The following is a 23611-nucleotide window of genomic DNA, read 5'->3' on the forward strand; positions in this document are numbered from 1 at the left end:
TTTTCACCCCTATTTTAATATCAATTGAAAATGAGGATAATCACTGAAATTTTTCCAATCTCCTCCCCATTCTATATTATATTGTTTCATTAATTCTCTAGCTGAATCAGCTACTTCTTTAAATATTCTTTTATCCCAGTTGGCTTTATTATTAATTATGACAGCTATATCAAAAGCATATCCTAATCCATCAGCTTTTACTTGATGCTTAGATTTAATTTTATAACCATCACATTTAGTTATAATTTTCCCTGGAATAGTTCTTCCTTGTTGATATAATTTATTTTGTTCTTCTGCTGTTCTAATTCCACAAGTTATAGAAATATCGTGAGGAGTTACTTTTATTAACTCCATAGCAAACTCTTTTAACTTGGGATGTAACCCCTCTAATCTTTTTAAACTTCTTTGACTGTATTTATACATAATATTCACTCCTTTTTTGTTTTAAAATGTTTGTAATTAAAAAATTTCTGTCCTTTCAAAGTAGGAGATATCTACTTAACTACCAATTCTGAAAATCCAGCAAGTAAATATTTAGGCACTACTTGGCAGAAAATAGAAGGTAGATTTTTACTTGGTACAAGTGGAAGTGGAAACTCTAAAGCTACTGGTGGTAGTAATAGTAAAATTTTATCTATTGCTAATATTCCAGCACATACTCACCCCATCAATACAGCTGCTCATACTCACTCAAGGGGAACTATGGATATTATAGCGGATGGAAGTACTATAGGATATCAGAGTCAAGGTATAAGCGGTGCCTATGAAAAAACAAGTAGAGTAGGAACTATTCTTGGAGATAACAACGGAGGAGCACCTATAGTAAATATAAATTTTAGAGGTCAAAAGGGATGGTCAGGTTCTACTTCTCCAGCTAATCCAGTAACATCTGTAGGAAATACTGGTAATGGACAGGCTTTAGATATTACACCATCTTACTACACTTGCCATATGTGGCTTAGATTAACTTAATCTTTTCCAAATATTAACCGCTAAATATGGTGGCATAATATTAATAGAATTTCCATTTCCTGTGCTTCCTATTGAAGTTACAGGACTAGCAGAGCCTGTGTTTTCTCCACCAGCAGAGTATGTCTCTCTGTTATAACTTCCACTACCCTGTTGTAAATTTCCACCTCCAAAATTATCGCCCCTGTTCTCAGATAAACCAAAGGATGATGCATAAGTACCTCTTGTTCCGTGACTATGTGCGGGTTGGCTATGACTGTGACTAGCTGTACTAGCACTATGTGTGTGAGCTGGTAAATTATCTACAGATAATTTAATATTATTACTACCTCCAGTACTACCTAAGTTATAACTAGAACTACTACCTAATAAAAATCTCCCTTCTTGTTTTTGCCAAGTAGTACCAAGCCAAAGGCTTGAAGGGTTTTCATTACCTAGGGAAAGATATAGAGAATTAACAGGAAAAGGACAGAAATTTTTTAATTTCTTACATTAGTCCAGCATTCTTTCTCATCAATAAGATCCTATTTTGCTGGTCCACTGCTGATTTATGCTGTATATAATGTTCTTCTGTTACCTTTGTACTGCTATGTCCAGCAAATTCACTAGCTGTTTTTGTATCACTCAAATTATTTATTTGATTAATAGCTGTTTTTCTTAAACTATGAGGATATAACTTCTCTATTCCTATTAACTTTCCCATTTTTCTAACTCTTCTTCTAATAGCAGTTTGACTCATTTGAACAAACTTATTATTATACCTAACAGTAAATAAATAATCTAATTCTATTTCTTTAACTTTTCTTTCTTCTAAAAGAGTTAATATTAATTTTTTAGTTGTAGAAAAGAAAAATAAATCTCTAACTTTTCCCATTTTTTCAGTAACTCCTCTAAACATATTATTCTCTAAGTCTAATTGAGATACTTTTAAGCTATGAACTGCACTTATTCTAAATCCACTATCAAGGAATAATTCCCATAAAAGCCTACTTTTAATATCAAATTTTTTAGGGTTTAGTTCCATAAGCAAAGATACAGTAAATATTTGTTTCCAAGTTAAAAAATAGCTTTCTCTCCTCTTATCTTGCTCCGTTATCTTTAATCTATCTAACTTATCTCTAAATGGATGATGTTTTATTAGATCTCTTCTTACTGCCCATTTATAAAATGATGAAATAGCAGTAATTTTTCCGTTGATAGTTCTATTATTATTTCCAAGCTCTCTGCAATGGATAATATATCTTTCTAACACTTCTATTATTCTTTTTAAAGTATCATCTGATAATAAATATCTATTTCCCTCATGAATATGTAAATATCCCATAAAATCATACATAGAATTTTTATAAGTTCTATATGTAGTATTTTTAGTAGCTGAATTTACAGCTATTTTGCTATCAAGATAGGCTTGATATATTAATTTATTTTTTTCACTTATTTTCATAATAAGTCCTCCTGTATAATTAAAATCGATATCTCAACTATATAGGAGAACTTTATTTTATACTAGAAAATTTTATTGAATCTATTTTTAAATTCTTTAAGTGCTGGAGAAGGTTTTGGCAAACTTACTTCTTCTCCATTTAAATTTAAAATTTTAACTTCTTTTTTTTCTTGTAATGAATTCATAATAGTTCTTAATTCTATTAACATATTAACAAATTCTTCTGAAAGTGTAGGATCTTGTCTTTCCATTTGTTTAACTGTAGAGTATGTATCCATAGGCTCATATTCTCTATATTGAGCTTGAGCTCTATCATAATCAGTTGTTAAATCTATCCAAATATGTTTTTTCTTGTCCCAATCTTTTACTAAATACTCTGGAGGACAAGGAACTGTAATAAGTTTTTGTTTTATTTCATCAATATATTGTCCTAGTTCAAGTACTATGATATTTTCTTTGAAAATCACCTCGTTTTCAGATAGTTTTCTTTGATTTCTTTGGTATTTTTCATATTCAGTAGCTTCTCTTATTACATTTTCAGGATCCACAGAAATGTAATAAGGAATATCTTTTCCAAAATGACTATAAACTTCTTTTTGGAAATATTCAGTAGGATTTTTTAATGGTTGTTGAAATACTGCTATTATTTGAGATTTATGATATTTATCAGCATATTCTTTATCCAGGTAGAAATATTGTTTTTCAGGATCGATCTCTACACTCTCATCAAAATCACTCTCTTTTTCTTGAGTTTGTTCTGCTAGTACTCTAGGTTGAATTTCTTCTACCTCAATAATCTCTTCAATGCTATCTAGTTCTTTATTGTATCTAAATTTATGTGGAATATCTATTCCCTTGTATATCAGAATTTCTTGAGTATTAAAACATACTTTTCTTTCTTCAAGTTCTTTCTCACTTATTTCTTTTTCAGATACAGCAATACATTTTGCTATACCTTGTTTTGCTAAAATTTTATCTAAATAAAATAACATTTGTAAACTCCTTTCTTATTTATTTTATATATATTTAATTGAATATTTTTTATTTTCTTTTTCTCAATAATTTTATGTGTAATTAAAAAATTTCTGTCCTTTTCCTGTTGGTTCAGTACTTCTAATGTGGAATGAAAGTAATCCTACTAGCCTTTGGCTTGGTACTACTTGGGAGCTTATTTCAAGTGGAAAATATATCCAAACAGGTAATACTGCTTTACAGAGTGGAGGTAATAATTCTATTAAAATTGAGAAAACTAACCTTCCAACTGTTAAAATTCAACTAGATAGCTTTTCTTTAGGAAAAGGTAATATGGAAATTACAGGTAAGGTAGGTACATTTAGAGCTACTGAAGGTGATTTTTTAGATGCTGAAGGTGCATTTTATAGAACATCTACTGGTAAAAGAAATGGTACTTGGAATGAATGGAGGTCAGCAGTTTCAGCAGGATTTCAAGCTTCAAGAGCTTGGACAGGAACTACAAATACAGCACAACCTCAAACAATTTCTCTTGGAGATGGAACCCCTTTAAATATTCAGCCTAGTTATATTACTCTTAAATTTTGGAAAAGAACTAGCTAGTTCTTAGCCACATATGAACTGTATAGTAATTAGGTGTAATATCTAAGGCTTGACCATTTCCTGTGCTTCCTATTGAAGTTATTGGAGATGCGGAACTCACTTCTCCACTTGATTCACTTGTATAAGGATATTTAACTGTAAAATATCCTCCAGCATCTCCAGAGGTATTCCATTCATTTCTTGAATAAGCAAATCCATTAGGTGTATGACAATAACCATAGCCATCTGCTCTTCCAAAACCATCTACATGTTTATGATTACTTAAACTATGACTATGACTAGTAGTATTGGTACTATGAGTATGTTGTGGTAAATTATCTACAGATAATTTAATATTGTTATTTCCTCCAGTTTGCTTTGAAGGTCCACTTCCACTTGTACCAAGTAGGAATCTACCTTCAATCTTCTGCCAAGTTGTACCTAAATACTTACTTGCTGGATTTTCAGAATTAGTAGTCAGTAGAATTTCTCCTACTGAATATGGACAGAAATTTTTTAATTTCTCATTAATTTCATCAGTATTTAATTTTTTCTTTAACTCTCCATTATAATATCCCATTAAAGCTCCTACAAGGGCATCAATGCCCTCATAGTCGGCAAGTTTTTTACCTGCGATTTTTTCTAAAGCCATTTTCATTTTTTCAGGATCTGAAATCTCTCTAAGAGCATTCAATCCCTCTCTAAAATTGTTGTTCATAATTTCCTCCTAAGCTTTATATTTTTCTATTATAGTTTGAGCTTCTTGTACAGTCATATAAACAAATTTCTTTTCAACTTCTGCTATTTTAGCCTCATTTTGAGTAGCTTTTTGAGTAGCTTGAGTTGCTGTTGTTTGAGCATTTTTAGCATCTGATAGAGCTTGAGTTGCATCAGTTGAAGCTTTATTCCATTTTTGTTTTTCAGCAGTAGTAACTACTTTTTCTCCATCAATATCAATAACACCATCAGCACCTATAGTGATAGCTCCACCCTCTTTAGCTTTAACTCCTCCAAGAGTAGCCTTATTTGCAACAGGTAATGTATAGTTTTCTAAACCATCTAATTTTTTCTTATCCTCTTTACTCATTAAACCATCAGCTTCTGTAGTAGCTTTTCCAGGTAATAATAAAGCATCTAATTTTTGCCACCCATTAACACTTTCTCCTTCATAAATCATCATAGTGTTTTTGTTTTGAAAAGAAGGCTCTTTAGTAATTATTACAAAGTCCCCTTCCTTAGGAGATTTTAATTTTTCATCTCTTGCCGCTATTGTTTCAAATACACCTTTCCAAGCAAGTCCTCCAGCAAATGTATTAACTGCTGCATTTAATTGTTCAGTAGTAACTTTTTTATTCCATTCTTCTTGTTTTGCTTTTGTAGGAATAGATTTAGTTGTTCCATCTGTTATAGAATCTGCATTGTGTGTATGTTCTCCAGCTGCTTTTTTCTTTATCTCAGTAAATATTTGTTTAAGAGTTTCATCATAAACCTCTTCTGTTATTAATTTCTTTTCTAAAACCTCTGCTACTGTCATCATTAATTCTTCATTTGACATTTTACATCACTCCTTTAATTTTTATATTTTTCTATTATTTTTTTTGCTTCTTCAAGTGTTAAAACTTTCGTTTCAAACTCTTTTTTTAATTCATCAGCATAATTTTTTAGTTCTTGCTTAGAATTTTTTAAAATCTCATATAATTCATCAACTACATCTTTGACATATTCTTTTTCTTGTGAAGGAAGTAAAGGCTCTATAAATTCCCAATCTTTTCTCTCTACTACATGAAAATATACCTCCTGTACACTCCCTACAATTTTTCCTCTATCTGCACTTCTTAGAATTAATCTACAGTAGACTTTCCCAAAACCTTGTAAAACTTCATTGGGAATTAATATATCTACATTAGTAGTAATTGTACTATCTACCTCTTTCTCTACTGAATAAGGCTCTGTAGGATTGTTAGAACTGCAAAATACAGCTCTAATACTACCTTGAAAGTCTTTTAAATTCTTTAATATGACTTTTAAAGATCCTATCCCATAATCACCCTGCAAGAAAAAAATTGGAGAAAAATTAGCATTTCTAAGAATATCCCAAGTTATCAACATTTCTTTCATTTGATCACTCCTTTGCCTTGTATTTATCAACAATAGCAATCATTTCTTGTGTGGTAATTAACAAAGGATTTATTTCAACAGTTCCATCATCTGAAATAGATAGAGTTTTTCCAATCTTTATATTTCCTAGATTTGTAGATGAAGCTACTCTATTTTCATTGTTAAAAACTATTTTAGATAGTTTCATAAATGACCTAGAAAATTTTCTAAAATCGGCAACATTTTTTAGCCCTAAAATTTCTAAAGCGTAGTGTTCAGTTACTAAGTCTTCAGTTATGAGAGTATTTAATTCTTCTTCGTTTTTAACTATTGTACTCACACTATTTCACCTCTTTTTCTTCATTTTTAACTACTATTTCATAAAAAGCTATTCCTAACTCATTCATATGATTTAAGAACTCTTGAAGAGAGGTAATATTATTAATGTTATCATTTAAAATAATTGTTATTCTTTTATTCTTTTTGTCATTAATTATATCTATTACATTTCCAACTTCAAAAAGTTCACACATTTTTAAAATATAAGCAAAATTAAAAGTACTATATTTTGTAATTTCTCTAGCTATCAAAATGTTTTGTCTTAACTTTACTCCCAATTCATAAGCTGTATTGACTTCATAGATCTTTTCTAGTCTTTTCAAACTTATAGCATTAGCAGTTGTGATAGATAAACTTGAAATATACTCACTCTTTTTTAGTTCTATTTTTTGTAATTCTCTTGATATTGCCTTTGCTAATTCTACAATCAAAGGTTCTTTTCTTTCAAAAAATGGTAAATTGTATAGGATTCTTTCAACAAAATCTTTAGATACAGCTACTCCTAATACTGTAATAAGAGTTTTAGCTTTTAATTCAACTAGATCTTTTTTTATAGTTATAAATTGATGAGCTGTAACATCTGATTTTATTAGCTTTTTATCTATCCAGTTAAATGCAAATTCATGGCCAATATAATTTAGATAATATTCAAGATTAAATTCTAGATTTTCATCAATATATTTTTTTAAAGCTACTTTTGACATATAACTCTACCTCTAATCAACTTTAAAGATGAAAAAAGCTTTTGGTATCTTATAGATATCAGCTGCTCTTATTTCTTTTTTATAATCTAAAGCTGAATATGCTATAAGATTTCCATTTGAAGCACTATCAAATAAACCAATATGAGTTATCCAACCCCAGTTTTCTGTTGCAACAGGAAAATTTATATCATTTTTATTATAAGTTTCCCCATTTTGTGGTTCTTCAAATGTTATTTGTTGTCTAGCATATGAAGCTCCTTTTATTTCTTGAATATTTGAAGCATTATCTGTTGGATCAGCTTTAAGTAATCCTAAATAATAACTTTTTCCCTCTTTTCTAAAGACTTCATTTATAATTAAGTTCTCTCCTGAATGAGTTAATCCAGCCATTTTCTCCTCCTTTCACTATAATGGATTTATAGTAATGTTATTGACTTTACATAATTTATTTTCATTAAGTTCTATATCATTTCTATTTCCAGCAATTGTTATATCTCCTATTTTGATGATACAACCAGCATGTTGTATTGTTTCTACAATATCAAAGTAAAAAATCTTTTTCTTAAATAAATTTTTAAAGAAAAAATCATTTAATTTTTCTCTCAAAGTTGTTTTAGCTGCCTCTTCATTAAAATCACTTGAAATTGCTCCTCTAAGGATTATGTCAACTTTATTAATTTCGACTCCTTCAATAGTAAGTTCTATATCTGATATAAGTTCTAAATCAATATAATTTTTAACTGCCTCTTTAAGTTCTGAAGATACTATCTCTTTTCCTTCTTCTGTAATTACTATTTTTACAGTTCCAGCTCCACTCCATCTTGGTATACAATGAGAATGTTCGACACCTTTAACTTCTTTTGCCTTATCTTCAAATACATATTTATTCCAGCTCATTCTTGGCTTTCTAATATAATCTAAAGCTCTCTTTCTAAAGTTATCATCAGTTTCTATATTTGTCCCATTAGTAATATTTTCTAAGTTTTCTACCTTAGAGAGTCCAGTATATTCCTCTCCAAACTTATTAATTTGTCCTACTTCACAGTTACCAACAATTCCAGTCTTTATACATTGAATTTTAACAGTAGTAGAGATATTTTCTATTGTTTTTTCTTCAAGTATTTCATACTCTGTTGCTGTACTAGAGTTTATAACTATATATCCTTTTTTGATAATACTTCCATTTACTCCTGTTATCTTTACTTGGCCAGTTGCTTGAGTTGCTTGAAGTCTATCTAAAGCTTTATCAGCACAAGATATATCTAAATCATTTCCTGTTGCTGTATCTATAAGTCTTTTATCTAATTGTTCTGAATAATCATCTTCCTCTTTTACCATTTCTATTGCTACAGATGAAATAATATCTCTTGCAAAGCTTCCTGTTGAGGTATTGTAGGAAATCATTTCAGCCATATCTTTAACTTTTTTATTGATTCTATCTATGCTCAATTTTTATTACCTCCTCTACCTCAAAAGCTGTTTCTTTTAATTCTATTATGAATCCACAATACATTTTGTCATCTACTTGTATTAGTTGTAAGCAATGAACTTCTTCAATATCTTTATGATTTTTTAAAGAATTATAAATATCTTCTTTGATTAATTCTATTAGGTCCATATTAGGATATAATTGCTTTCCTACATATTTATAGATATTTAGTCCAAAGGGATATCCAATATCTTTTATATGGACATTCCATCTGTCTCTTTCTGTATAAAACAGTTTTTTTATCCATTCTTTTATAATTTCTACTTTATTGTAGATTTTCTTAGGTTCTAAACCTTCAAAAACAAAACTTCCTTTTTCATAATCAAAAAGAACATCTTTTCCTTTTATAACCTCTTGAATTTGTAGCTCTTTTTGTTCCTCAATAGCTTGAATATCCTCATTTATTCTTAAATAACTAATAGGTAATGTCATAATCTCACCACCTTATCTATGAGATAGAAATACTTATGATCATTTGTTGGAAGCATTAAAACTTTATCTCCAATCTTTAGAGTATCAGTCCATTTTATTTTTCCCTCTGCCTTATATGTTCCTTTACCTTTTAGTTTTGGAATTGGATGAGATGGGTGTTGAGGAACAGGATCTGATTTAGTTGTATTATCAAAATCATACTCTGTTACATCGCCTTCCAAAGAGTAAGTTCTTTCATATCCAATAATTTTTTCTATGCTAATCATAATTTTTTTATTTTTTATAATTATTCCATTTTCTAATTTTACTTCTAATTCAGGAGGAGCTTTTACAACTTCCCCAGTAATAGCTCCAAGAAATTTAGGATTATCTCTAGATTTCAACATTAGAGCTAGTTTATTTATAGCTTTATAATATTTATCATCTTTTATCATTTATTCCACCTTTTCTAGCTCTAATGAAGCTGTAAAAATTGATTTATGCATACTAAAACTATAAGTAATGCTTGTAATTTCGAATACTCCACTTATTCCATACTTAGAGTAATCTAATTTTAATAGTTCTCCATCTCTTACAAATTCACTCAACAAAGGAATTTCAACAGATATTTTTTCATTAACTTTATTTTCTTGAGATAATAAGTTAGTAGCAGTAATAGTTCCACCATTTAGATCATTATCTTTATAAGATACTAACTTTTGCATAAGACCATATTTTTCAATATTTTTTTTATCTTTAGCAGTACTAACTTGGATGTATTCTTTACCTGAGGTCTTATATACTTTGATTGAATTTCTCATATTCTCAATATCCATTGTTTTTTTAGGTTCTTTGATGTAATTTAAGGCATTGCATTTATAACCATTTAGAATAGAAGATAATGAGTTGAGAGGAGTATATAAACCTCTTTTATATTTATTCTTTTTACTTCTTTCAAAATGAAATTTGGTTTCTTCATAGAAAAACCTAAATTCCTGATTTTCTAGATCTTTAATATTCTTAATGATCTCTTTGATAATCTCTCCTAAAGTTTTTCCAAAATAGAAATTATCAATCATAGTATTACAACTCTCTATATTCCCAACTTTAGCTCCAAATGTTTCTATAAGTTTTCTTACAACAATGGAAGCTTCAATATCTTCAAATTGATAAATTTCTTCATTCTTTGAAAAGTACCAAGTATAGTCCACTGATTTATAAGTCAAATTAGTTATATCTCCACTAATAACTATCCCTGAAAATATCTCTTTTTCATCAAGTTTTATAACTATAACATCTCCTATTTCTACATTGTAGAATTGAGGATTTTTAGTTATAGAGAAATCTAAGGTCCAAGCAAATTCTGAGATAGATTTCTTTAATTTCATTCCTTCTTTGACTATATTTGAAATATCTATTATTTGGCTTGAATTATTTTTAATACAATACGTAGTTATCATTATAAGCACCTACTTACTCAAGTTAAAAGCTTCAGGCTTAAATACATAATTTTTAGATTGTGTTTCATAAATGCTTGGATCTTTAGCTTCTTCGAACTCAATACTATAGTTAATATCTCCCTCAGGAGTTGTATTATATTCAAATTTAGAGATATAACATTTTAAAACTAATCCTACTCCCGTAATTACAAGTTTAATTGGAGTTTCTTTTAGTTTTAATTCATCTACTTTATTTACACAATCTATTCCAAAATATTTGTAATCATTAGAAAAAGAATAGTAGGTGTTTGGAAAGAAAGAGGAAAAACCAACTACCTTAAAATCAATATCTTTTTTATAGTTTATTTTTCCAGCTATTGTATCAACTTCCTCAATAGTATTATCATTTCCAATAAATTTTATATTTGATGCTGTAACAGGAAAGGTAAATATTGAAAGTTCAACTCCATTCTTTTCTTCTGCTATTGATATTTTTATCTCTTTAAATATTCTTACAAACGAATATAATTTTCTAAGTAATGGAGTATTTTGAACTATCTGATTTATATTACTTGCTATTCCTCCAGTTATTTTATTTGTGGCCCATTCACTCAATTGTGTTTGAGGGTCAATTTTAGCTAAAGAACTAGTTTGTAATAATTTTTCAAGTGCTTCTGTCATCATATTTACCACCTCCTAGATATTTCCTAAAGCAATTGTTAAATCTTCAACAACTTGAGAAATAATATCTTCTACACTATCACCTTTATTGATATTAATAACTATTTGAGAGTTATTAGTAGCTGTATTATTGCTCTTTTCTCCTTTGAAACTTAAAAGATTTTTTATGGCCAATAATGTATCTAACATTTTTTCTTCAATAGTCTTTTCAACAGTGGCTGAGGTATAAATATTATTTGAAGTAGAACTATTAGAATTACTATTATAAATATTTCCATTAACACTATTATTTTTAGTTCCTTTTAGATAATATCCGTTATGTTTAATTTTATCATTACTTGTACCACTACCACTTAGTAAATAGTCTGTATTTACTCCTTGCCCTGTTCCAGCATTTATCTCATTAGAAGCTTGGTTAGGATTATTCCTTACTTGATTTACTCTATCTTGTATCTCTTTTTCTGTTTCTTCTCTTGTTTTACCTTGAGTTCCAGCAGTAACAAAATCTTTAGCTTTGTTATATACATTTTTTCCAAAATCAATTATTCCCTCAACAAAACTAAATTTTTTAATCCAACCCCATAAACTTTTTAACTTATCAATTAATGGAGCTATTGTATTTCTAAATCTTTCAGATTTTTTATATAACATATAAAAACCTACTCCAAGCCCTACAATAGCACCTACTATCAAAGCCACAGGAGAGACTAAAATTCCTAAAGCAGCAGTTAAAGCAGTCGTTGCTGTTGTCGCTAAAAACATATTTCCTGTGAAAAGAGCAGTTACAATGGTAGCTGCTGACATAACAATATTTCCAGCAAATAAAATACCATTTTTTATAGCACTAGCTGTTGTTAAAGCTTTCTCCCATATAGTAGTAGCAATTAAAACTCCTTTATATGCTAAGAAACCAGCCGTTAGTGCTGTAATAGTAAAGGTCATAGTTTCAGCTACATAGCTTCCAGAGTTTAACCACTCAATAAAACCTGTTCCTGCTGAAATAAGTTGTGTAGCTACATTTATAAGATCTATTATTGCTGGAGCTAAATATTGTCCAAACGATATACCTAATCCCTCAGTTGCTGAAGTTAAGTTTTTAAATGCTCCTCCAACACCAGCTCCAAGTATTTTAGCAAGTTGACTAGCAAAACCACTTGAACTTTGGACTTCATTTATAAGTTTATCTAACTCTTCCTTAGGAGTATCTAATAATCTATTCATTGCTTGAGAACCTTGCTCTTGGAATACTTGACTTATAAAACTTTCTCTTTGAGCTTTTTCCATTCCTTTAGTTTTATCTTTAATATCTTCAATAATATCTAATATATTTCTATAACTTCCATCTTCTGTAAGTTGTACTCCTATTTTAGTTAACATTTCTTGTTTTTTATTATTTTGTAAAGTAGAAAATACAGCTTGTAAAGCAGTCCCAGCCTGTGATCCTTTTAGTGATAAATTTCCTAACTGACCTAAAATTCCTAAAGTTTGTTCTAAACTTAATCCAAATTGCTTAGCTCCATTTCCACTATATTTTAAACTTTCAGCTAAATTCCTAACATCAGTAGTAGTTGAACTAGCCGTTTTGGTAAGCATATCTCCTACTTGTGTAGATTTACTAGCATCTAAACCAAACATTCTTAAAGCTCCAGCTGTTATTTCAGTAGCTTCAGCTAATCCCATTTGTGCTGCTGTTGCTGTATCTAATATTCCTGGAGTTGCTGCTAAAATTTCATTGTTACTAAATCCAGCTTTTGCAAATTCAAATTGTGCTTCAGCTGCCTCACTAGCACTCCAAGAAGTTGTTCTCCCTAGTTCTTTAGCTTGGAATCTTAATAGCTCCATTGTTTCAGCATTAGCTCCTGTTGTCCCTTGAACTCTACGAGCCACGTCATCAAACGCAGTGAACATATTAATGGATTTTTTTATACCCATTCCAACTATTGCAATTCCAGCTATCTGCTTCATCTTTCCTATAAAAGCATTATAAGGTTGAGTATTTTCAGCTTTTTTTCCAAGCTTTTTCATTTTTTCAGCTAAATCATCTACACTTACTCCAGCTTTTTTAGCTCTTTCCATCAGTTCATCAACTATGCCACCAACTTTTTGTAATTCTTGTTGTCCCTTTGCTTGAGCAACAATTTCAATATAATCTACTTCTCTAGCCATATAACCTCCTATTTCTTATCCCTTGTTTTTCTTCTTCCTTTTCTAATATAAAACAGGCTTCTAAAAATGCCTGTTCTATACTATTTAGTTCTATAAGAGGTTTAGAAAATATATTCTGTCCTTTTAAGCTCCAATGATAGAGTCCGTATAATCTATCATTAGATTTAATTAGTTTTTTATATCACTTATTAATACTGCTCTATTTTGAGTTAAATTTAGTCTTCCAACATGCTGTAAAAGGTCATCTAATTCTTCCTCTGTAAATATTTTCTTCAAAAGTGCCAATTTATTATTTACTTTAAAAACTGTTTGAACTTCTTTGTTAGATAAATCAGGATTAATAATAGCTTCTGAAAGTAAGTAAAATTTATCACTTCTTTCTGTCATTGCTAATAATATAGATGAACTAGGTTTTTCTAATGTAACAAAAGGTTCTTCAAAACCTAATTCTTCAAATCTTGGTATTTTTACCTTAACTGATGTTCTTTTTATTTTAGATTTATCCTTTATTCTCTCTGCATTATCTATTAATTCTTTGATATCCATTAATTTTCCTCCTATATATCTTCAATACTCTCTAAAATATCAATATTGCTTGGTTGTGCTGATAAAGTAATCTCTCTTTCTAAAAGTTCTCCTCTTTGGAAAGATAAAATATCAAAATCACCTGTAAATAAGCAATTTGAAATAGCTATTGCCTCTGCTCCATATGCATCTGGGTCATCTATCTGTATATTCAAATCACAATAATTATTTAATTTTCCAGCTTTTACATTTTCCAAAATTTTTAATTCTTGAGAAAATACCTTTTGTAATTTTATTGTCAATTCTAAAGAACTAGATGTATTCTTTTTTCCTGTTTCTCCATTTGCAAGTTTTACATCCTTTCCTTCTAAACTTAATTTTCCTGTAAACTCTAATATTTCTGCTATATTTCTTCCATCCATATATACTTTACCAAATGAACCATTTACTACATCACCTGGTTTAAAGTTAAATTCTCCAGCCATTTTTTACCTCCTATAAATAAGCTGCTCCTTCAAATTCCTCCATTACATCTGTAGGTTTGTAGTCAGGAATATAGGCAAATAATATATCATCTGTATTTGCTCTTAATAACTCGTATTCAGTTAATTTCTTAGCTTCCTCTTCTGATATTGGTTTACCTTTATAAGTTCCCTTTCCTATGATGTAATCTCTAACAGCTTCAGTATCGATCTTCATTCTATTTTCATTAGCTGGATCTAATTGACCAGCTTTTATAAATGTTTTTAAATAAGCATTAACTGCACCTAAAAATAATAATTTATTTGAATAGATATTTTGATATTTACCTCTATAGCTTTCCTTAAAAACATTTCTTATATCTTTTTGATGAAGATCCATAATCTCCATTTTTCTTATTTTTGTAAAACTTCTATTCTTTGTGTCTGTTGCAGTTGTAAATGATGTGATTCCTCTCAGAATTGTATATTTTTTACCATCAAAAGTTGTTAATAATTTTCCTTCTCCAATTGCTGTATTTTCATCTTCAACACTAGTCTTAAATGCTTTTAACCAAGACTGTTCCATATTAGTTATAGAAGCATTGAGTGGAGCTCCAGCACATAACGAAGCTATACATAATGTATATTCTTGTGCTGTATAAGCTTTATCTTCAAAATCAACTATTGTGTGAGCTATTTGCCTTGAATCATAATCTATTATCCAAGGTTTATCAGGTTTAGCTGATGATGATACAACTAATTTTATTGTAGAAATATCATTTCCAAGTTTAATTGTTTCGTCATTTCTTATTGAATTTATCCAACTTTCTAAATCAGATACCAATGTTTCAGGCTTATCTTCTCCTGTTGTAAAAGGACAACATAAATAGTTAGGTTCATCTATTTTTATTTCTTTTAGAACCTCTTTAATGTTTTCTTTAGTTGCTTTATATACTACGACTTTAAAAGGATTTCCTCTAAAAGCCATAGCTTTTAAAGCCTTGAAGTTTTCATCACTCCAATCTTTTTTATCAATTTCAACTGCTGAATAATATTCTTTTTTAGTAAATTCTTCAGATGTTGTATCAAACATAATTACTGCCAACACACCTCTAATACTTTTACTTAAAGCAACAGCAGCTCTTTCTATAAAATCAAGTTTAAACTTTGGTTTTCCATTTAGTGCCATATCTCCTCCTATTTGTCATTTAAGATATAACTATCATTTAATTTTTCTATAGTTTTAAATAATCCTTCATCTAATATATCTCTTGTACAATCATAACTACACTGAATTTCAGCTACTCTTATTCCACCTCTATCTGCTATAGTTGAATATTCAATTTTATATGAATTATCAATATTATAAAAATTTGAAGTTTCAAAGTTATTTTTAAGATACTTAATAAATTCTTTTACTTCATTTCTAAAATCTAACAATTCATATCTTGAACTAGATTTAGAATAAAATATTGAAAAATTAATAGTTTTTTGTTTCTTATTTTCTTCCTCACCAGTAATAACAAAATAAACAGTATTTCCTTCTACTTTCTCATCAATAAAATCATCTTGATAGAAAGCTCTCCATCTTTCTCTACCCTTTTCTTTTTCAAATTTTTCTTTGAAAAAAGCCAATCTTTTATTAATCATTTATACCTCTTTGACTAAAAACTATTAATTTAGCTGGTTTTCTTTGCTTAGAAACTTCCTCTTCTTCTAGTTCTATAACTTCATTTTTAAAAAGTTCCAACAGTTCAATTAATGTTTCTTTTTTATCTTTTGATTCTTCCTCAAGCTCTATCCCTTCAAATAATTTCCATTGAATATATAGCTCTTTGGCTGCTATCCAGTTATCCTCTGTTAACTTATCTGTTTTATTTTTTAAATATGTAGTTATGAATCTTTCAGCTTTTTTATTGATAGAGATAGCTTCTATACTATCTAATTTTCTTTCAAGTTCTTCTCTTGTTATTCTAAGTGAATTAGTTATATGCTCTATATATACTTCTTCAAAATAATCTATAGTTATTTGAGGTATAACAATCTCTTCCATAATCCCTCCATTAAAGTAGAAGAGGATTTATTCCTCTTCTATGCAAATGTTACTTCATATCTTTCAAATTTTTCTAAAGATAGAACTATTGGCATTGGAGCTGATTTACCCCATAATCCTTTAGATCCTGATGTTTCTTCAACTCTAGTATCTCCAGCAATTAATTCTGCTCTAATAAGTTTAGATTCATTTGATTTAATATCTCCATACATCAAGCAACCATATCCTACTGCTAATCCTTTTGGATCTGATAAAATAATCATATTTTGAGTATCAATTACTTCTCCTGTTGCATCTTTACCATTTGTTAAAAGTTCTATTTTCTTTTCTCCTAATTCTAAATAAGGTTGTTCACCAAATACAAACTTAACATTATTGATATTTTGTCTAGTATTATTTGCTTCATTTTTTAAAGCTGTAAACACCTTTTCTCCAATTTCTACTTTAGGGAACATACCATGTTTAGTATGATATTTTAGTAATAAAGCTAATATTTCATCTGAATAAACTGTTTTAGCTGTAAATGATAAAGATTTATTCTCAGTAACACCAACATTAATAAGTACGCCATCTTTATCTACATATGTCCCTTTTAAATATGCTTCAGCACACATTCTTTCAAATTTATTTCCTAGAGCAGCTGCAATAATTCTTGAATATTTATTTTCTAATTGTTTTATAGTTGGAATCTCATTTCCTGTTGAAGTGATTAGTGGAATACCTGCTTGAAGTTGAATAATATCACTTGGAGAGAATAAAGCTTGTGCTCCAATGATATCTGGTTCAAACTCTGTAACTGCAAATCCATTTTTATCTACTATAGGTAGAATTTCATCTCTTCCTACAATTCCAGCTGTAACAAAATAATCTGTTAAATCTTCTATTCTTATTCTTTCAGTAGGAGATAGATATTTATTTCCTGAGTTTAAAAATTTTGTTGAATAAACTCTAGGAATATCCATTCTCTTTGAAAGTTCTGCAATTAACGAAATTAAATAAATCATTCTTTTATCCATATTTAAGCCTCCTTAGTTCCTACAATTAATGGTGCAAAAATAACACCAGCAAGTTTTAACTGTGATAATGCAGTAAAATCTTTTGCCCAATCAATACCTTTTATATCATCTTGAGCTACTATTATTTGAGTTGAAATTCTTCCTGTCCCTTGTGTTGAAGTAACATTTATATCTTCTCCAGTATATAGCCCAGCTATTACTCCTAAGTTTTCATCTCCAGCTTTGTATGCATAAAACTTTCCATCAGCCTTACTTTGTGCTATAGCTTGAAGATGTTTTACCTCTCCTTTTCCCAATATTATTCTCATATCAGGTTGTAATCTTTTAAAACTTCTGCTTTCTTTTCTTTCTTCTCTTTTCAAATATCCCATTCTAATAACCTCCTAGTTCTGCTGTTTCTTTAGCATCTTTGATTGGATCATATTCTTGTTTAGAAAAATCATTATTATTTATATAATTTTCAAAAAGATGTTTAAAAGGACCATCTCCTTTTGAAAACTCTTTTAATTTATTGGCCATTGTTCCCTTTTCTTCCTCTGAGAACTCAATAATATTTGAGTACTCTTTCTCATCAAATGCTTTATTTATTGCAAATTCAATAATGTTATGCATAACAGGTGGAAACATCTTCATAATTTTATCTTTTACTTCTTTTTTCTCAGTATCTCTAGCAAATTCAGCTCTAACTTTCTCATATATTTCAGCTTGAGTTAAATTTTCAACAGTTTTTTCAGCTAAGATATATCCTAGATTATTAGCAATACTTCCAAGAATTTCTTTTGAAAATTCAGTAGTTTTTTCTACTGTATATCCAGCATTTCTTAATTTATCTACTGCTGATTTTTCACTATCTTTATCCCATAATGCATCAAATAAATTTCCTAATTTTATTTTTGATGCATCAACATCTCTAATAAAATTTACAAATTCATCAATTTTGCTTTGCTCATCTTCTGCAAATTCTATTGTTTGAGTTGTTTCTAGTGATGTTAAATCTTGAGAAAACTCACTAAAAGACTTATCTAAATCTTTTAGATGAGGTGGAGCATATCCCAATAATGCTAAATGGTTAGGCTCTCCATTATTACCTATTCCGATTGATAAATTAGGATATTGTTCCTTAATACTTTCTCCAAAGGAATTATAGTTAAATTCTCCTATCAAATATCCATTCTCATCAACATTGGTAACTTTACAACTTCCAGCAATTGGAATAGCTGTTATTGGGTAGCCATTCTTTTGCCAGTCTCCAATATGGCCAGCTGTGATTGAGAACTCTTTCCCTATCCAACTTTTAAGATTTTCTACTGTGTAGTTCCCCTTTGCTCCATAGTTCCCAGCTTTAAATATTTTTGGCATTTTTATCCTCCTTTTTTATTAATTTAGGTCCCCAGAAAATATATTTCTTATTTTTACCTTTTCTTTCTCTAATTACTCCCCAAATTAAACCACCAGTAATTCCTATAACTACTCCTACAAATAAATGTCCTGCTGTTGTTATCATCTTATCTACCTCCCTCTTCTATAAAAATATGAACATGGAATCCCTTTAGCATAAGTTCCTTTACCAATAAGAATCCATTTACTCAAATCTAAAAATCCATTTCCCATGCTATCTCCTTTTCAAAATATGTTGTAAGAGTATATTTTTATATTTCATCCTCATTTTTGGTGATATTCCTAAAAATTTATATCCTGGAATATCTCCCCAAGGGACTTTTATAGTCCTTACATGAGCCCTTACTTTTACTCTTTTCTTATTTTTTGCATATTCGCCATTTTTCTTTTTATATCTAACTTTTCTATAATGAGTTTTTACTATTGCATTAACAGTCCCATTCTCTCCTTTTTTCAATCCATGATTTAAAGCTCTAGCATATATAACATTAGTTCCGACTCTAGCAACATTATTATCAGAATATCTTGTAAAAGAGTTATATAATCTTCCAGTATCTTGTAGAGTTTTTCCACCATCTTTTTTAGCTCTAGCAGACTTTTTCCACTTTGCTCCTAGATAACTTGTTTCATTATCAAAATTTCTTAAAGTTTCATTTTTCATATTTCTAGCTATTATTTTTAATGGCTTTTTAAAATCACTACAATTTTTCAAAATCTGCTTTATTCTTTTTGAAGAATTATTAGTAGTTTTTACTCCCATACAAAAACACCTTGTTTTTCATTAGTTCTTTTCTCCATATCCTCCCAATAAGTATTAGCTGGATTTCCTTTAAAGTTTCCTAACTCTTCTCCTGTCATTGTTTCATCATACTTAGACACTTTATAACCATACTCTTTCATATCATCTTTAGATAGACAAATTACAGTCGAACGGCACTGATAATGGTTAGGTGGATAATAGATATTCCAAAATGGATCTGTTGACTTATAGATTTTTCCATTTAGAGTTCTACAAATAGAAGTTGTTCTATTATCTTCAATAGCATGATATTGCCAATATGGAAAAAATTCCTCATCTTCTTTAAGTTGTTTATAGTTACCTATGCTATATTGAGAGAACATATTAGTTCTATAAACATTTTCAAGGTAATATCCTTGCTTTCCTAGTCCTAACTTTTCAATAGCTTCTTTACTATCTTTTATCCATTGCTTTAATGTTCCACCATTCTCAAGGTTTTTCTTCATATTTTCAAAGAGTTTTGAAGTCATTTCTAAATCTGTGCTTTTCTTTAACCAAAAAGAATGAGCTCTTACCTCTTCAGTTATCTTCTCAATAGTTTCATAAAGAATAGGTGTTTTATCTATAAAAGACTTAATAGCTTCTTGAAAAGGAATATCAAAAGGATCAAACTCATCAATATTTAATCCTGATATAATAGTTTTAGCTGTTGCATATGCTCTTACTTGAGATAAGATTAAATCATCTTCCAATTCTGAAAAATCAAGATTTAGAGTAAACTCTCCACCCTCTTCAATATTTTTTAATTGCTCTATAATTTGATTTTCAATATTTTCAGTAAACTTATCTAATTTTTTTTTTAAATATTCCTCAAATTTCTTTTGAGCTTCAACAACATTGAAAAGTCGGTCGTCTACATTATTAGTTTTTGAAAACTCCCCTCGTAATATTCCATTTGGCATAGGTACAGGACTTTCTTCGAGTAAATCTTCATCTATACCTAAAAATTCTGCTAAATAAGATTTAGTGAGCTTATAACCAATGTTTGATAATTTTTGCATATTTTCTAATTTTAAACTTAATTTTTCCTCTTTTTTTCTATCTTTTTCAAGCATTTCTTCTTCAGAATAAACTTTTTCAAGTATCCAAGTAAAATCATTTGGATCATACCCAAAAAAATGTGAATCAATCTCTATTAATTGATATAAACTGTCAGTACAAAAATTACATACCTCTTGAATTACATCTTCTAATCCTTGCTGATGTATCTCTCCAAGAGAATAAGATCCTACTCCACTTCCATTATTAATAGTTAAAGTTCCTCCTAATATTTTTTGTATTAGTTTTTCCTTTTCTCTATTTTCTAACTCTGTATATATTTCAGGTTGTAAATCTGATAATTTTATAAATTGAAAACTATCTTTTAAACTTTGGTTTCTTCCAACGGGTATAGCAACAACATCTTGTCCTTTCATATTGGCTACTTGTTCTGCTTGCTCTTTTATATCTTCAAACTCTGTGTTTTCATCATAAGGAAAAACAATAATAACATCACCATATTTTTTAGAAAGTCCTCTTAGTTGTCTTTGATACATTTCTTTATCTAGAAAAGAAGTTTTACAAGATTCAAAAATATTAGTACCTGTTGGCCTAGCTGGATTCCATCTATGAATACATAATAAGAATTTCTCTCTATTTAAAGGAATTTCATTACTTCCTATCTTTATCTTCCACTCTTTTTCATAAGCTTTGTATGTAACATAATCATATGGAATAGGAATAAGTGTATTTATTGAAAAATCTTCATTATAAATTATTTCAAAACAACTATATCCCCAATATCTAGCTGTAATCATATGGTTAAGCATCCTATTGAATTTAATTCCTGAAAACCTTTTCTCTATCTCTTTAGCTTTTTCTTCTAAAGCTATATCATCAGTTTGTATTAATAGTTTTCTACTAGCTACTCCTCTTTCAACTTTATCTAAAGCTGAACTAATATCTATATCTTCTAAAAGTCTTTTTATTAATTCATCACTTAAATTTGAACTTTCAGGATAAGTTTCACTAAATAGTTTTATAACAGTAGATGTAGTTAGTTCTTTTTTACCTAATATATTCTTTTCAATTTTTTCCACCTCCAGTCACTCCTATATATTTTTTCTTTCTAATTCTCTCTTTTAATGGGATATAATCATATTCATCAAGCCCATAGCTCATAGCATCAAAACTGTGAGGGTCTATATTATATCTACCAGCTTGGATATCTCCATTTTTATCTTTTTTATATACACACTCTTCTGCTTCTTCTTTTGTATGTGGGCATCTATCTATATCTATTACTATTCTTGAAAAACTTCTTAATAGTTGCTCATGGTATTCAACAGAGCCTTTTCCTTTTGTTGCTCCATCAATGTTATATCCAGCATCATAAAAGTCTGCTATTGTTTGTGCTGAAGCACTATCAGCATAGATAGTTCTTCCACCCTCTTTTAATGGTTCTAATTCCTTAAATAGTTCTTTTGTTAATTTTCCTTTGTTGTAATATTCCCAATAAACATACAACTCATTCAGCTTACTATTAACGGCCATTTTTAAACCACAGGTATATGAAATTGAATATCCCCAGTCAATCCCTCTATGCTGGTCCTTTCTATTTAATCTACCTTCAACATACCTTTCATAAACTTGTTTCTCAAAAACAGCATTATATAGAACTAAATCTCCATCAGCACCAAATTTACCTTCTTTAGCTATTCTCTTTAATCTAGGATCTTTTTCACTTTCTAATTCATAAATAAAACTTGCTGGAAGATGTGGATTATCTTTATAGGTAGAATGATGTATCATTACCACTTGTTTTAACTCTTCTCCATTATCTAAACTAATTTTATCTGTGAATTTGATAAGTCGTTTCTCATATAACTCGTTTTCATCAATGTTATATCCTTGTTCAGTAAAAAACATTTTATAAATAGAACTACCTCTTGATACAGGGTTACACATCATTATTAATTTACATCTGATATTTTTTACCCTTAACCTTTTTCTAAGCTCTTTTATATCATCGAGAGTTAACTCATCAGCTTCTTCTATGAGAATGTAGTCTATATTTTTTACTGATTTTAGTTTTCTCCAATCATCCATACCTTTAAATATAATTTGAGTTCCTGTTACTAAATTTTCAAATTCATATGGAGATTTAATATATTTCCATTCATTCTCCATATTCAAAATTGATATAGCTTCCTTTAGATCCTCAAAACAACTATCTTTTAAAGTTGCATAGACTTTACGAACTACTAACATTCTTCTTTTTTCAATAGAACCTGTAAGAACAGTTTTAAGAAATCCTGTAAAAGATTTTCCACTACCATAACCACCTATCCATAATGCTATATCAAAATCATCATCCTGCATTAAGTTTGCAAAGTGTTCTCCAAAAGTGAGTTCTATATCTTCCATTACTTCACCACCTTAATAGTGATTTTTCTATCATTACTAGTTGGGATAGCTTTATTATCAGTATCTTTCTTAATATTCATTCTCATTTCAGGAATACCTAATAGTTGAGCCTGTCCTTCTATTGTCTTTTGAACTATATTGACTGCTGTATTTAATACTGCTACATATTCTTTATCTAAGTTACCATTAGATAACTTGGCCATAGTTTTTTTTTGAATATAGTTAAGATAATCAATAGCTTCTTTTCTCCTTTGTATATGTTTTTCTCCCTCTTCCTCTTGGAGTTTTCCATATATATTTTTAAGAAATCTTTCTTGTTGCTCTATCCAGTTTTCTTTAGATGAATAGTTTTGAAGTGTACTTTCCTTAACTCCTGTTTTCTCTGACGCCTCTTTTATAGTGCCACCTTGAATAACTATTGATTTAGCTTTATTTATAAGTTGCTTTTTTGATTTCCTCTCTGCCCCCTTGGGTGCACCCGAATTATTTATTAGGTGCACCCAATCATCACCTTTAGCTTTATCTCTTTTCTTCCAACTTTTAACAGTATTTTCAGAGATCCCAAAATGATTAGCACACTCTTTTAAAGAAACATTATTTTGCTCATAGTATTCTCTTACTTCTTCCTTTGTGGGAGCTCTAGTAGGATTACTCATCAGTA

29 protein-coding genes and 2 pseudogenes are annotated in these 23611 nt (G+C 29.2%); 2 read left to right on the top strand and 29 right to left on the bottom strand.

Features of this window, described 5'->3' with window-relative positions; translation table 11 throughout:
* Positions 1 to 9 precede the first annotated feature (9 nt).
* Positions 10 to 423 carry a M15 family metallopeptidase gene (locus ABNK64_RS04525; protein ID WP_349763611.1) on the bottom strand — a complete coding sequence of 138 codons (414 nt, stop codon included), beginning with the start codon at positions 421 to 423 and terminating at the stop codon, positions 10 to 12.
* 66 nt (positions 424 to 489) lie between these two features.
* Here ABNK64_RS04525 and ABNK64_RS11220 point away from each other — a divergent pair.
* Positions 490 to 972, top strand: a pseudogene (locus tag ABNK64_RS11220) (phage baseplate protein); the annotation flags it as partial.
* Here ABNK64_RS11220 and ABNK64_RS11225 read toward each other — a convergent pair.
* The 3 genes and pseudogenes from ABNK64_RS11225 to ABNK64_RS04540 all read right to left on the bottom strand — a co-directional run.
* Positions 964 to 1422 (bottom strand): annotated as a pseudogene (locus ABNK64_RS11225) (phage baseplate protein); the annotation flags it as partial. The pseudogenes ABNK64_RS11220 and ABNK64_RS11225 overlap by 9 nt on opposite strands.
* 34 nt (positions 1423 to 1456) lie before the next feature.
* Entirely contained in the window at positions 1457 to 2413 is a 957-nt protein-coding gene (locus ABNK64_RS04535) for a tyrosine-type recombinase/integrase (protein WP_349763613.1), read from the bottom strand.
* A gap of 62 nt (positions 2414 to 2475) precedes the next feature.
* On the bottom strand, positions 2476 to 3405 hold the full coding sequence (locus ABNK64_RS04540; protein ID WP_349763614.1) for a hypothetical protein: 930 nt from the start codon (positions 3403 to 3405) through the stop codon (positions 2476 to 2478).
* A 124-nt stretch (positions 3406 to 3529) separates the two neighbouring features.
* Here ABNK64_RS04540 and ABNK64_RS04545 point away from each other — a divergent pair, with 124 nt between their 5' ends.
* Positions 3530 to 3988, top strand: a complete 459-nt coding sequence (locus tag ABNK64_RS04545; RefSeq protein ID WP_349763615.1) for a hypothetical protein — start codon at positions 3530 to 3532, stop codon at positions 3986 to 3988.
* Here the strand turns inward: ABNK64_RS04545 and ABNK64_RS04550 are convergent.
* From ABNK64_RS04550 to ABNK64_RS04670, 25 genes are all read right to left on the bottom strand, one after another.
* Complete coding sequence (locus ABNK64_RS04550; protein WP_349763616.1) at positions 3981 to 4685, bottom strand: phage baseplate protein; 705 nt, start codon at positions 4683 to 4685, stop codon at positions 3981 to 3983. The genes ABNK64_RS04545 and ABNK64_RS04550 overlap by 8 nt on opposite strands.
* Before the next feature lie 9 nt (positions 4686 to 4694).
* Positions 4695 to 5522, bottom strand: a complete 828-nt coding sequence (locus ABNK64_RS04555; RefSeq protein WP_349763617.1) for a hypothetical protein — start codon at positions 5520 to 5522, stop codon at positions 4695 to 4697.
* Between the two features lie 14 nt (positions 5523 to 5536).
* Positions 5537 to 6085 (bottom strand): hypothetical protein, encoded by a 549-nt coding sequence (locus tag ABNK64_RS04560; protein WP_349763618.1) that lies wholly within the window; start codon positions 6083 to 6085, stop codon positions 5537 to 5539.
* A gap of 4 nt (positions 6086 to 6089) precedes the next feature.
* Positions 6090 to 6404 (bottom strand): hypothetical protein, encoded by a 315-nt coding sequence (locus ABNK64_RS04565; RefSeq protein WP_349763619.1) that lies wholly within the window; start codon positions 6402 to 6404, stop codon positions 6090 to 6092.
* 1 nt (position 6405) lies between these two features.
* Entirely contained in the window at positions 6406 to 7107 is a 702-nt protein-coding gene (locus ABNK64_RS04570; RefSeq protein WP_349763620.1) for a hypothetical protein, read from the bottom strand.
* A gap of 12 nt (positions 7108 to 7119) precedes the next feature.
* The gene (locus ABNK64_RS04575; protein ID WP_349763621.1) at positions 7120 to 7497 is read right to left on the bottom strand and encodes a phage tail fiber protein; all 378 of its coding nucleotides are present in this window, start codon (positions 7495 to 7497) and stop codon (positions 7120 to 7122) included.
* A gap of 15 nt (positions 7498 to 7512) precedes the next feature.
* Positions 7513 to 8556, bottom strand: coding sequence for a baseplate J/gp47 family protein (locus tag ABNK64_RS04580; RefSeq protein WP_349763622.1), 1044 nt, complete (start codon positions 8554 to 8556; stop codon positions 7513 to 7515).
* Positions 8543 to 9028, bottom strand: a complete 486-nt coding sequence (locus ABNK64_RS04585; RefSeq protein WP_349763623.1) for a contractile injection system sheath initiator — start codon at positions 9026 to 9028, stop codon at positions 8543 to 8545. Before ABNK64_RS04585 ends, ABNK64_RS04580 begins: the two co-directional genes overlap by 14 nt.
* Positions 9025 to 9462 (bottom strand): DUF2577 family protein, encoded by a 438-nt coding sequence (locus ABNK64_RS04590; protein ID WP_349763624.1) that lies wholly within the window; start codon positions 9460 to 9462, stop codon positions 9025 to 9027. The genes ABNK64_RS04585 and ABNK64_RS04590 overlap by 4 nt, the downstream gene beginning before the upstream one ends.
* Positions 9463 to 10467, bottom strand: coding sequence for an XkdQ/YqbQ family protein (locus tag ABNK64_RS04595; RefSeq protein ID WP_349763625.1), 1005 nt, complete (start codon positions 10465 to 10467; stop codon positions 9463 to 9465). It lies immediately after the preceding gene.
* A gap of 9 nt (positions 10468 to 10476) precedes the next feature.
* Positions 10477 to 11130 carry a hypothetical protein gene (locus tag ABNK64_RS04600; protein ID WP_349763626.1) on the bottom strand — a complete coding sequence of 218 codons (654 nt, stop codon included), beginning with the start codon at positions 11128 to 11130 and terminating at the stop codon, positions 10477 to 10479.
* A gap of 12 nt (positions 11131 to 11142) precedes the next feature.
* Entirely contained in the window at positions 11143 to 13293 is a 2151-nt protein-coding gene (locus ABNK64_RS04605) for a phage tail tape measure protein (protein WP_349763627.1), read from the bottom strand.
* A 168-nt stretch (positions 13294 to 13461) separates the two neighbouring features.
* Complete coding sequence (locus ABNK64_RS04610) at positions 13462 to 13839, bottom strand: phage tail assembly chaperone (RefSeq protein ID WP_349763628.1); 378 nt, start codon at positions 13837 to 13839, stop codon at positions 13462 to 13464.
* An 11-nt stretch (positions 13840 to 13850) separates the two neighbouring features.
* Positions 13851 to 14303, bottom strand: coding sequence for a phage tail tube protein (locus tag ABNK64_RS04615; protein WP_349763629.1), 453 nt, complete (start codon positions 14301 to 14303; stop codon positions 13851 to 13853).
* 10 nt (positions 14304 to 14313) lie between these two features.
* Positions 14314 to 15468: a phage tail sheath protein gene (locus ABNK64_RS04620; protein ID WP_349763630.1), complete on the bottom strand. Its 1155-nt coding sequence runs from the start codon at positions 15466 to 15468 to the stop codon at positions 14314 to 14316.
* Positions 15469 to 15476: 8 nt separating this feature from the next.
* Complete coding sequence (locus tag ABNK64_RS04625; RefSeq protein ID WP_349763631.1) at positions 15477 to 15929, bottom strand: hypothetical protein; 453 nt, start codon at positions 15927 to 15929, stop codon at positions 15477 to 15479.
* Positions 15922 to 16332 (bottom strand): hypothetical protein, encoded by a 411-nt coding sequence (locus ABNK64_RS04630; RefSeq protein WP_349763632.1) that lies wholly within the window; start codon positions 16330 to 16332, stop codon positions 15922 to 15924. Before ABNK64_RS04630 ends, ABNK64_RS04625 begins: the two co-directional genes overlap by 8 nt.
* A gap of 38 nt (positions 16333 to 16370) precedes the next feature.
* Positions 16371 to 17348, bottom strand: a complete 978-nt coding sequence (locus tag ABNK64_RS04635; protein ID WP_349763633.1) for a major capsid protein — start codon at positions 17346 to 17348, stop codon at positions 16371 to 16373.
* A 2-nt stretch (positions 17349 to 17350) separates the two neighbouring features.
* Positions 17351 to 17719, bottom strand: a complete 369-nt coding sequence (locus tag ABNK64_RS04640; RefSeq protein ID WP_349763634.1) for a hypothetical protein — start codon at positions 17717 to 17719, stop codon at positions 17351 to 17353.
* 1 nt (position 17720) lies between these two features.
* Entirely contained in the window at positions 17721 to 18707 is a 987-nt protein-coding gene (locus ABNK64_RS04645; protein ID WP_349763635.1) for a hypothetical protein, read from the bottom strand.
* The gene (locus ABNK64_RS04650; RefSeq protein ID WP_349763636.1) at positions 18691 to 18852 is read right to left on the bottom strand and encodes a hypothetical protein; all 162 of its coding nucleotides are present in this window, start codon (positions 18850 to 18852) and stop codon (positions 18691 to 18693) included. Before ABNK64_RS04650 ends, ABNK64_RS04645 begins: the two co-directional genes overlap by 17 nt.
* A 108-nt stretch (positions 18853 to 18960) precedes the next feature.
* Positions 18961 to 19506: a phage virion morphogenesis family protein gene (locus ABNK64_RS04655; RefSeq protein WP_349763637.1), complete on the bottom strand. Its 546-nt coding sequence runs from the start codon at positions 19504 to 19506 to the stop codon at positions 18961 to 18963.
* On the bottom strand, positions 19497 to 21623 hold the full coding sequence (locus ABNK64_RS04660; RefSeq protein ID WP_349763638.1) for a phage portal protein family protein: 2127 nt from the start codon (positions 21621 to 21623) through the stop codon (positions 19497 to 19499). The genes ABNK64_RS04655 and ABNK64_RS04660 overlap by 10 nt, the downstream gene beginning before the upstream one ends.
* A complete protein-coding gene (locus ABNK64_RS04665; protein WP_349763639.1) occupies positions 21610 to 22950 on the bottom strand; it encodes a PBSX family phage terminase large subunit in 1341 nt (446 codons plus the stop codon). Before ABNK64_RS04665 ends, ABNK64_RS04660 begins: the two co-directional genes overlap by 14 nt.
* The gene (locus tag ABNK64_RS04670) at positions 22950 to 23606 is read right to left on the bottom strand and encodes a DUF1804 family protein (protein WP_349763640.1); all 657 of its coding nucleotides are present in this window, start codon (positions 23604 to 23606) and stop codon (positions 22950 to 22952) included. Before ABNK64_RS04670 ends, ABNK64_RS04665 begins: the two co-directional genes overlap by 1 nt.
* Positions 23607 to 23611 lie beyond the last annotated feature (5 nt).

The organism is Fusobacterium sp. SYSU M8D902, from assembly GCF_040199715.1.
Lineage (GTDB): Bacteria > Fusobacteriota > Fusobacteriia > Fusobacteriales > Fusobacteriaceae > Fusobacterium_A.

Bases quoted from the DNA above. Each gene is read 5' to 3' on its own strand.
- ABNK64_RS04525 (WP_349763611.1), bottom strand. From the start codon at position 423: ATGTATAAATACAGTCAAAGAAGTTTAAAAAGATTAGAGGGGTTACAT.
- ABNK64_RS04535 (WP_349763613.1), bottom strand. From the start codon at position 2,413: ATGAAAATAAGTGAAAAAAATAAATTAATATATCAAGCCTATCTTGAT.
- ABNK64_RS04540 (WP_349763614.1), bottom strand. From the start codon at position 3,405: ATGTTATTTTATTTAGATAAAATTTTAGCAAAACAAGGTATAGCAAAA.
- ABNK64_RS04545 (WP_349763615.1), top strand. From the start codon at position 3,530: ATGTGGAATGAAAGTAATCCTACTAGCCTTTGGCTTGGTACTACTTGG.
- ABNK64_RS04550 (WP_349763616.1), bottom strand. From the start codon at position 4,685: ATGAACAACAATTTTAGAGAGGGATTGAATGCTCTTAGAGAGATTTCA.
- ABNK64_RS04555 (WP_349763617.1), bottom strand. From the start codon at position 5,522: ATGTCAAATGAAGAATTAATGATGACAGTAGCAGAGGTTTTAGAAAAG.
- ABNK64_RS04560 (WP_349763618.1), bottom strand. From the start codon at position 6,085: ATGAAAGAAATGTTGATAACTTGGGATATTCTTAGAAATGCTAATTTT.
- ABNK64_RS04570 (WP_349763620.1), bottom strand. From the start codon at position 7,107: ATGTCAAAAGTAGCTTTAAAAAAATATATTGATGAAAATCTAGAATTT.
- ABNK64_RS04575 (WP_349763621.1), bottom strand. From the start codon at position 7,497: ATGGCTGGATTAACTCATTCAGGAGAGAACTTAATTATAAATGAAGTC.
- ABNK64_RS04585 (WP_349763623.1), bottom strand. From the start codon at position 9,028: ATGACATTACCTATTAGTTATTTAAGAATAAATGAGGATATTCAAGCT.
- ABNK64_RS04590 (WP_349763624.1), bottom strand. From the start codon at position 9,462: ATGATAAAAGATGATAAATATTATAAAGCTATAAATAAACTAGCTCTA.
- ABNK64_RS04595 (WP_349763625.1), bottom strand. From the start codon at position 10,467: ATGATAACTACGTATTGTATTAAAAATAATTCAAGCCAAATAATAGAT.
- ABNK64_RS04600 (WP_349763626.1), bottom strand. From the start codon at position 11,130: ATGATGACAGAAGCACTTGAAAAATTATTACAAACTAGTTCTTTAGCT.
- ABNK64_RS04605 (WP_349763627.1), bottom strand. From the start codon at position 13,293: ATGGCTAGAGAAGTAGATTATATTGAAATTGTTGCTCAAGCAAAGGGA.
- ABNK64_RS04610 (WP_349763628.1), bottom strand. From the start codon at position 13,839: ATGGATATCAAAGAATTAATAGATAATGCAGAGAGAATAAAGGATAAA.
- ABNK64_RS04615 (WP_349763629.1), bottom strand. From the start codon at position 14,303: ATGGCTGGAGAATTTAACTTTAAACCAGGTGATGTAGTAAATGGTTCA.
- ABNK64_RS04620 (WP_349763630.1), bottom strand. From the start codon at position 15,468: ATGGCACTAAATGGAAAACCAAAGTTTAAACTTGATTTTATAGAAAGA.
- ABNK64_RS04625 (WP_349763631.1), bottom strand. From the start codon at position 15,929: ATGATTAATAAAAGATTGGCTTTTTTCAAAGAAAAATTTGAAAAAGAA.
- ABNK64_RS04630 (WP_349763632.1), bottom strand. From the start codon at position 16,332: ATGGAAGAGATTGTTATACCTCAAATAACTATAGATTATTTTGAAGAA.
- ABNK64_RS04635 (WP_349763633.1), bottom strand. From the start codon at position 17,348: ATGGATAAAAGAATGATTTATTTAATTTCGTTAATTGCAGAACTTTCA.
- ABNK64_RS04640 (WP_349763634.1), bottom strand. From the start codon at position 17,719: ATGGGATATTTGAAAAGAGAAGAAAGAAAAGAAAGCAGAAGTTTTAAA.
- ABNK64_RS04645 (WP_349763635.1), bottom strand. From the start codon at position 18,707: ATGCCAAAAATATTTAAAGCTGGGAACTATGGAGCAAAGGGGAACTAC.
- ABNK64_RS04650 (WP_349763636.1), bottom strand. From the start codon at position 18,852: ATGATAACAACAGCAGGACATTTATTTGTAGGAGTAGTTATAGGAATT.
- ABNK64_RS04655 (WP_349763637.1), bottom strand. From the start codon at position 19,506: ATGGGAGTAAAAACTACTAATAATTCTTCAAAAAGAATAAAGCAGATT.
- ABNK64_RS04665 (WP_349763639.1), bottom strand. From the start codon at position 22,950: ATGGAAGATATAGAACTCACTTTTGGAGAACACTTTGCAAACTTAATG.
- ABNK64_RS04670 (WP_349763640.1), bottom strand. From the start codon at position 23,606: ATGAGTAATCCTACTAGAGCTCCCACAAAGGAAGAAGTAAGAGAATAC.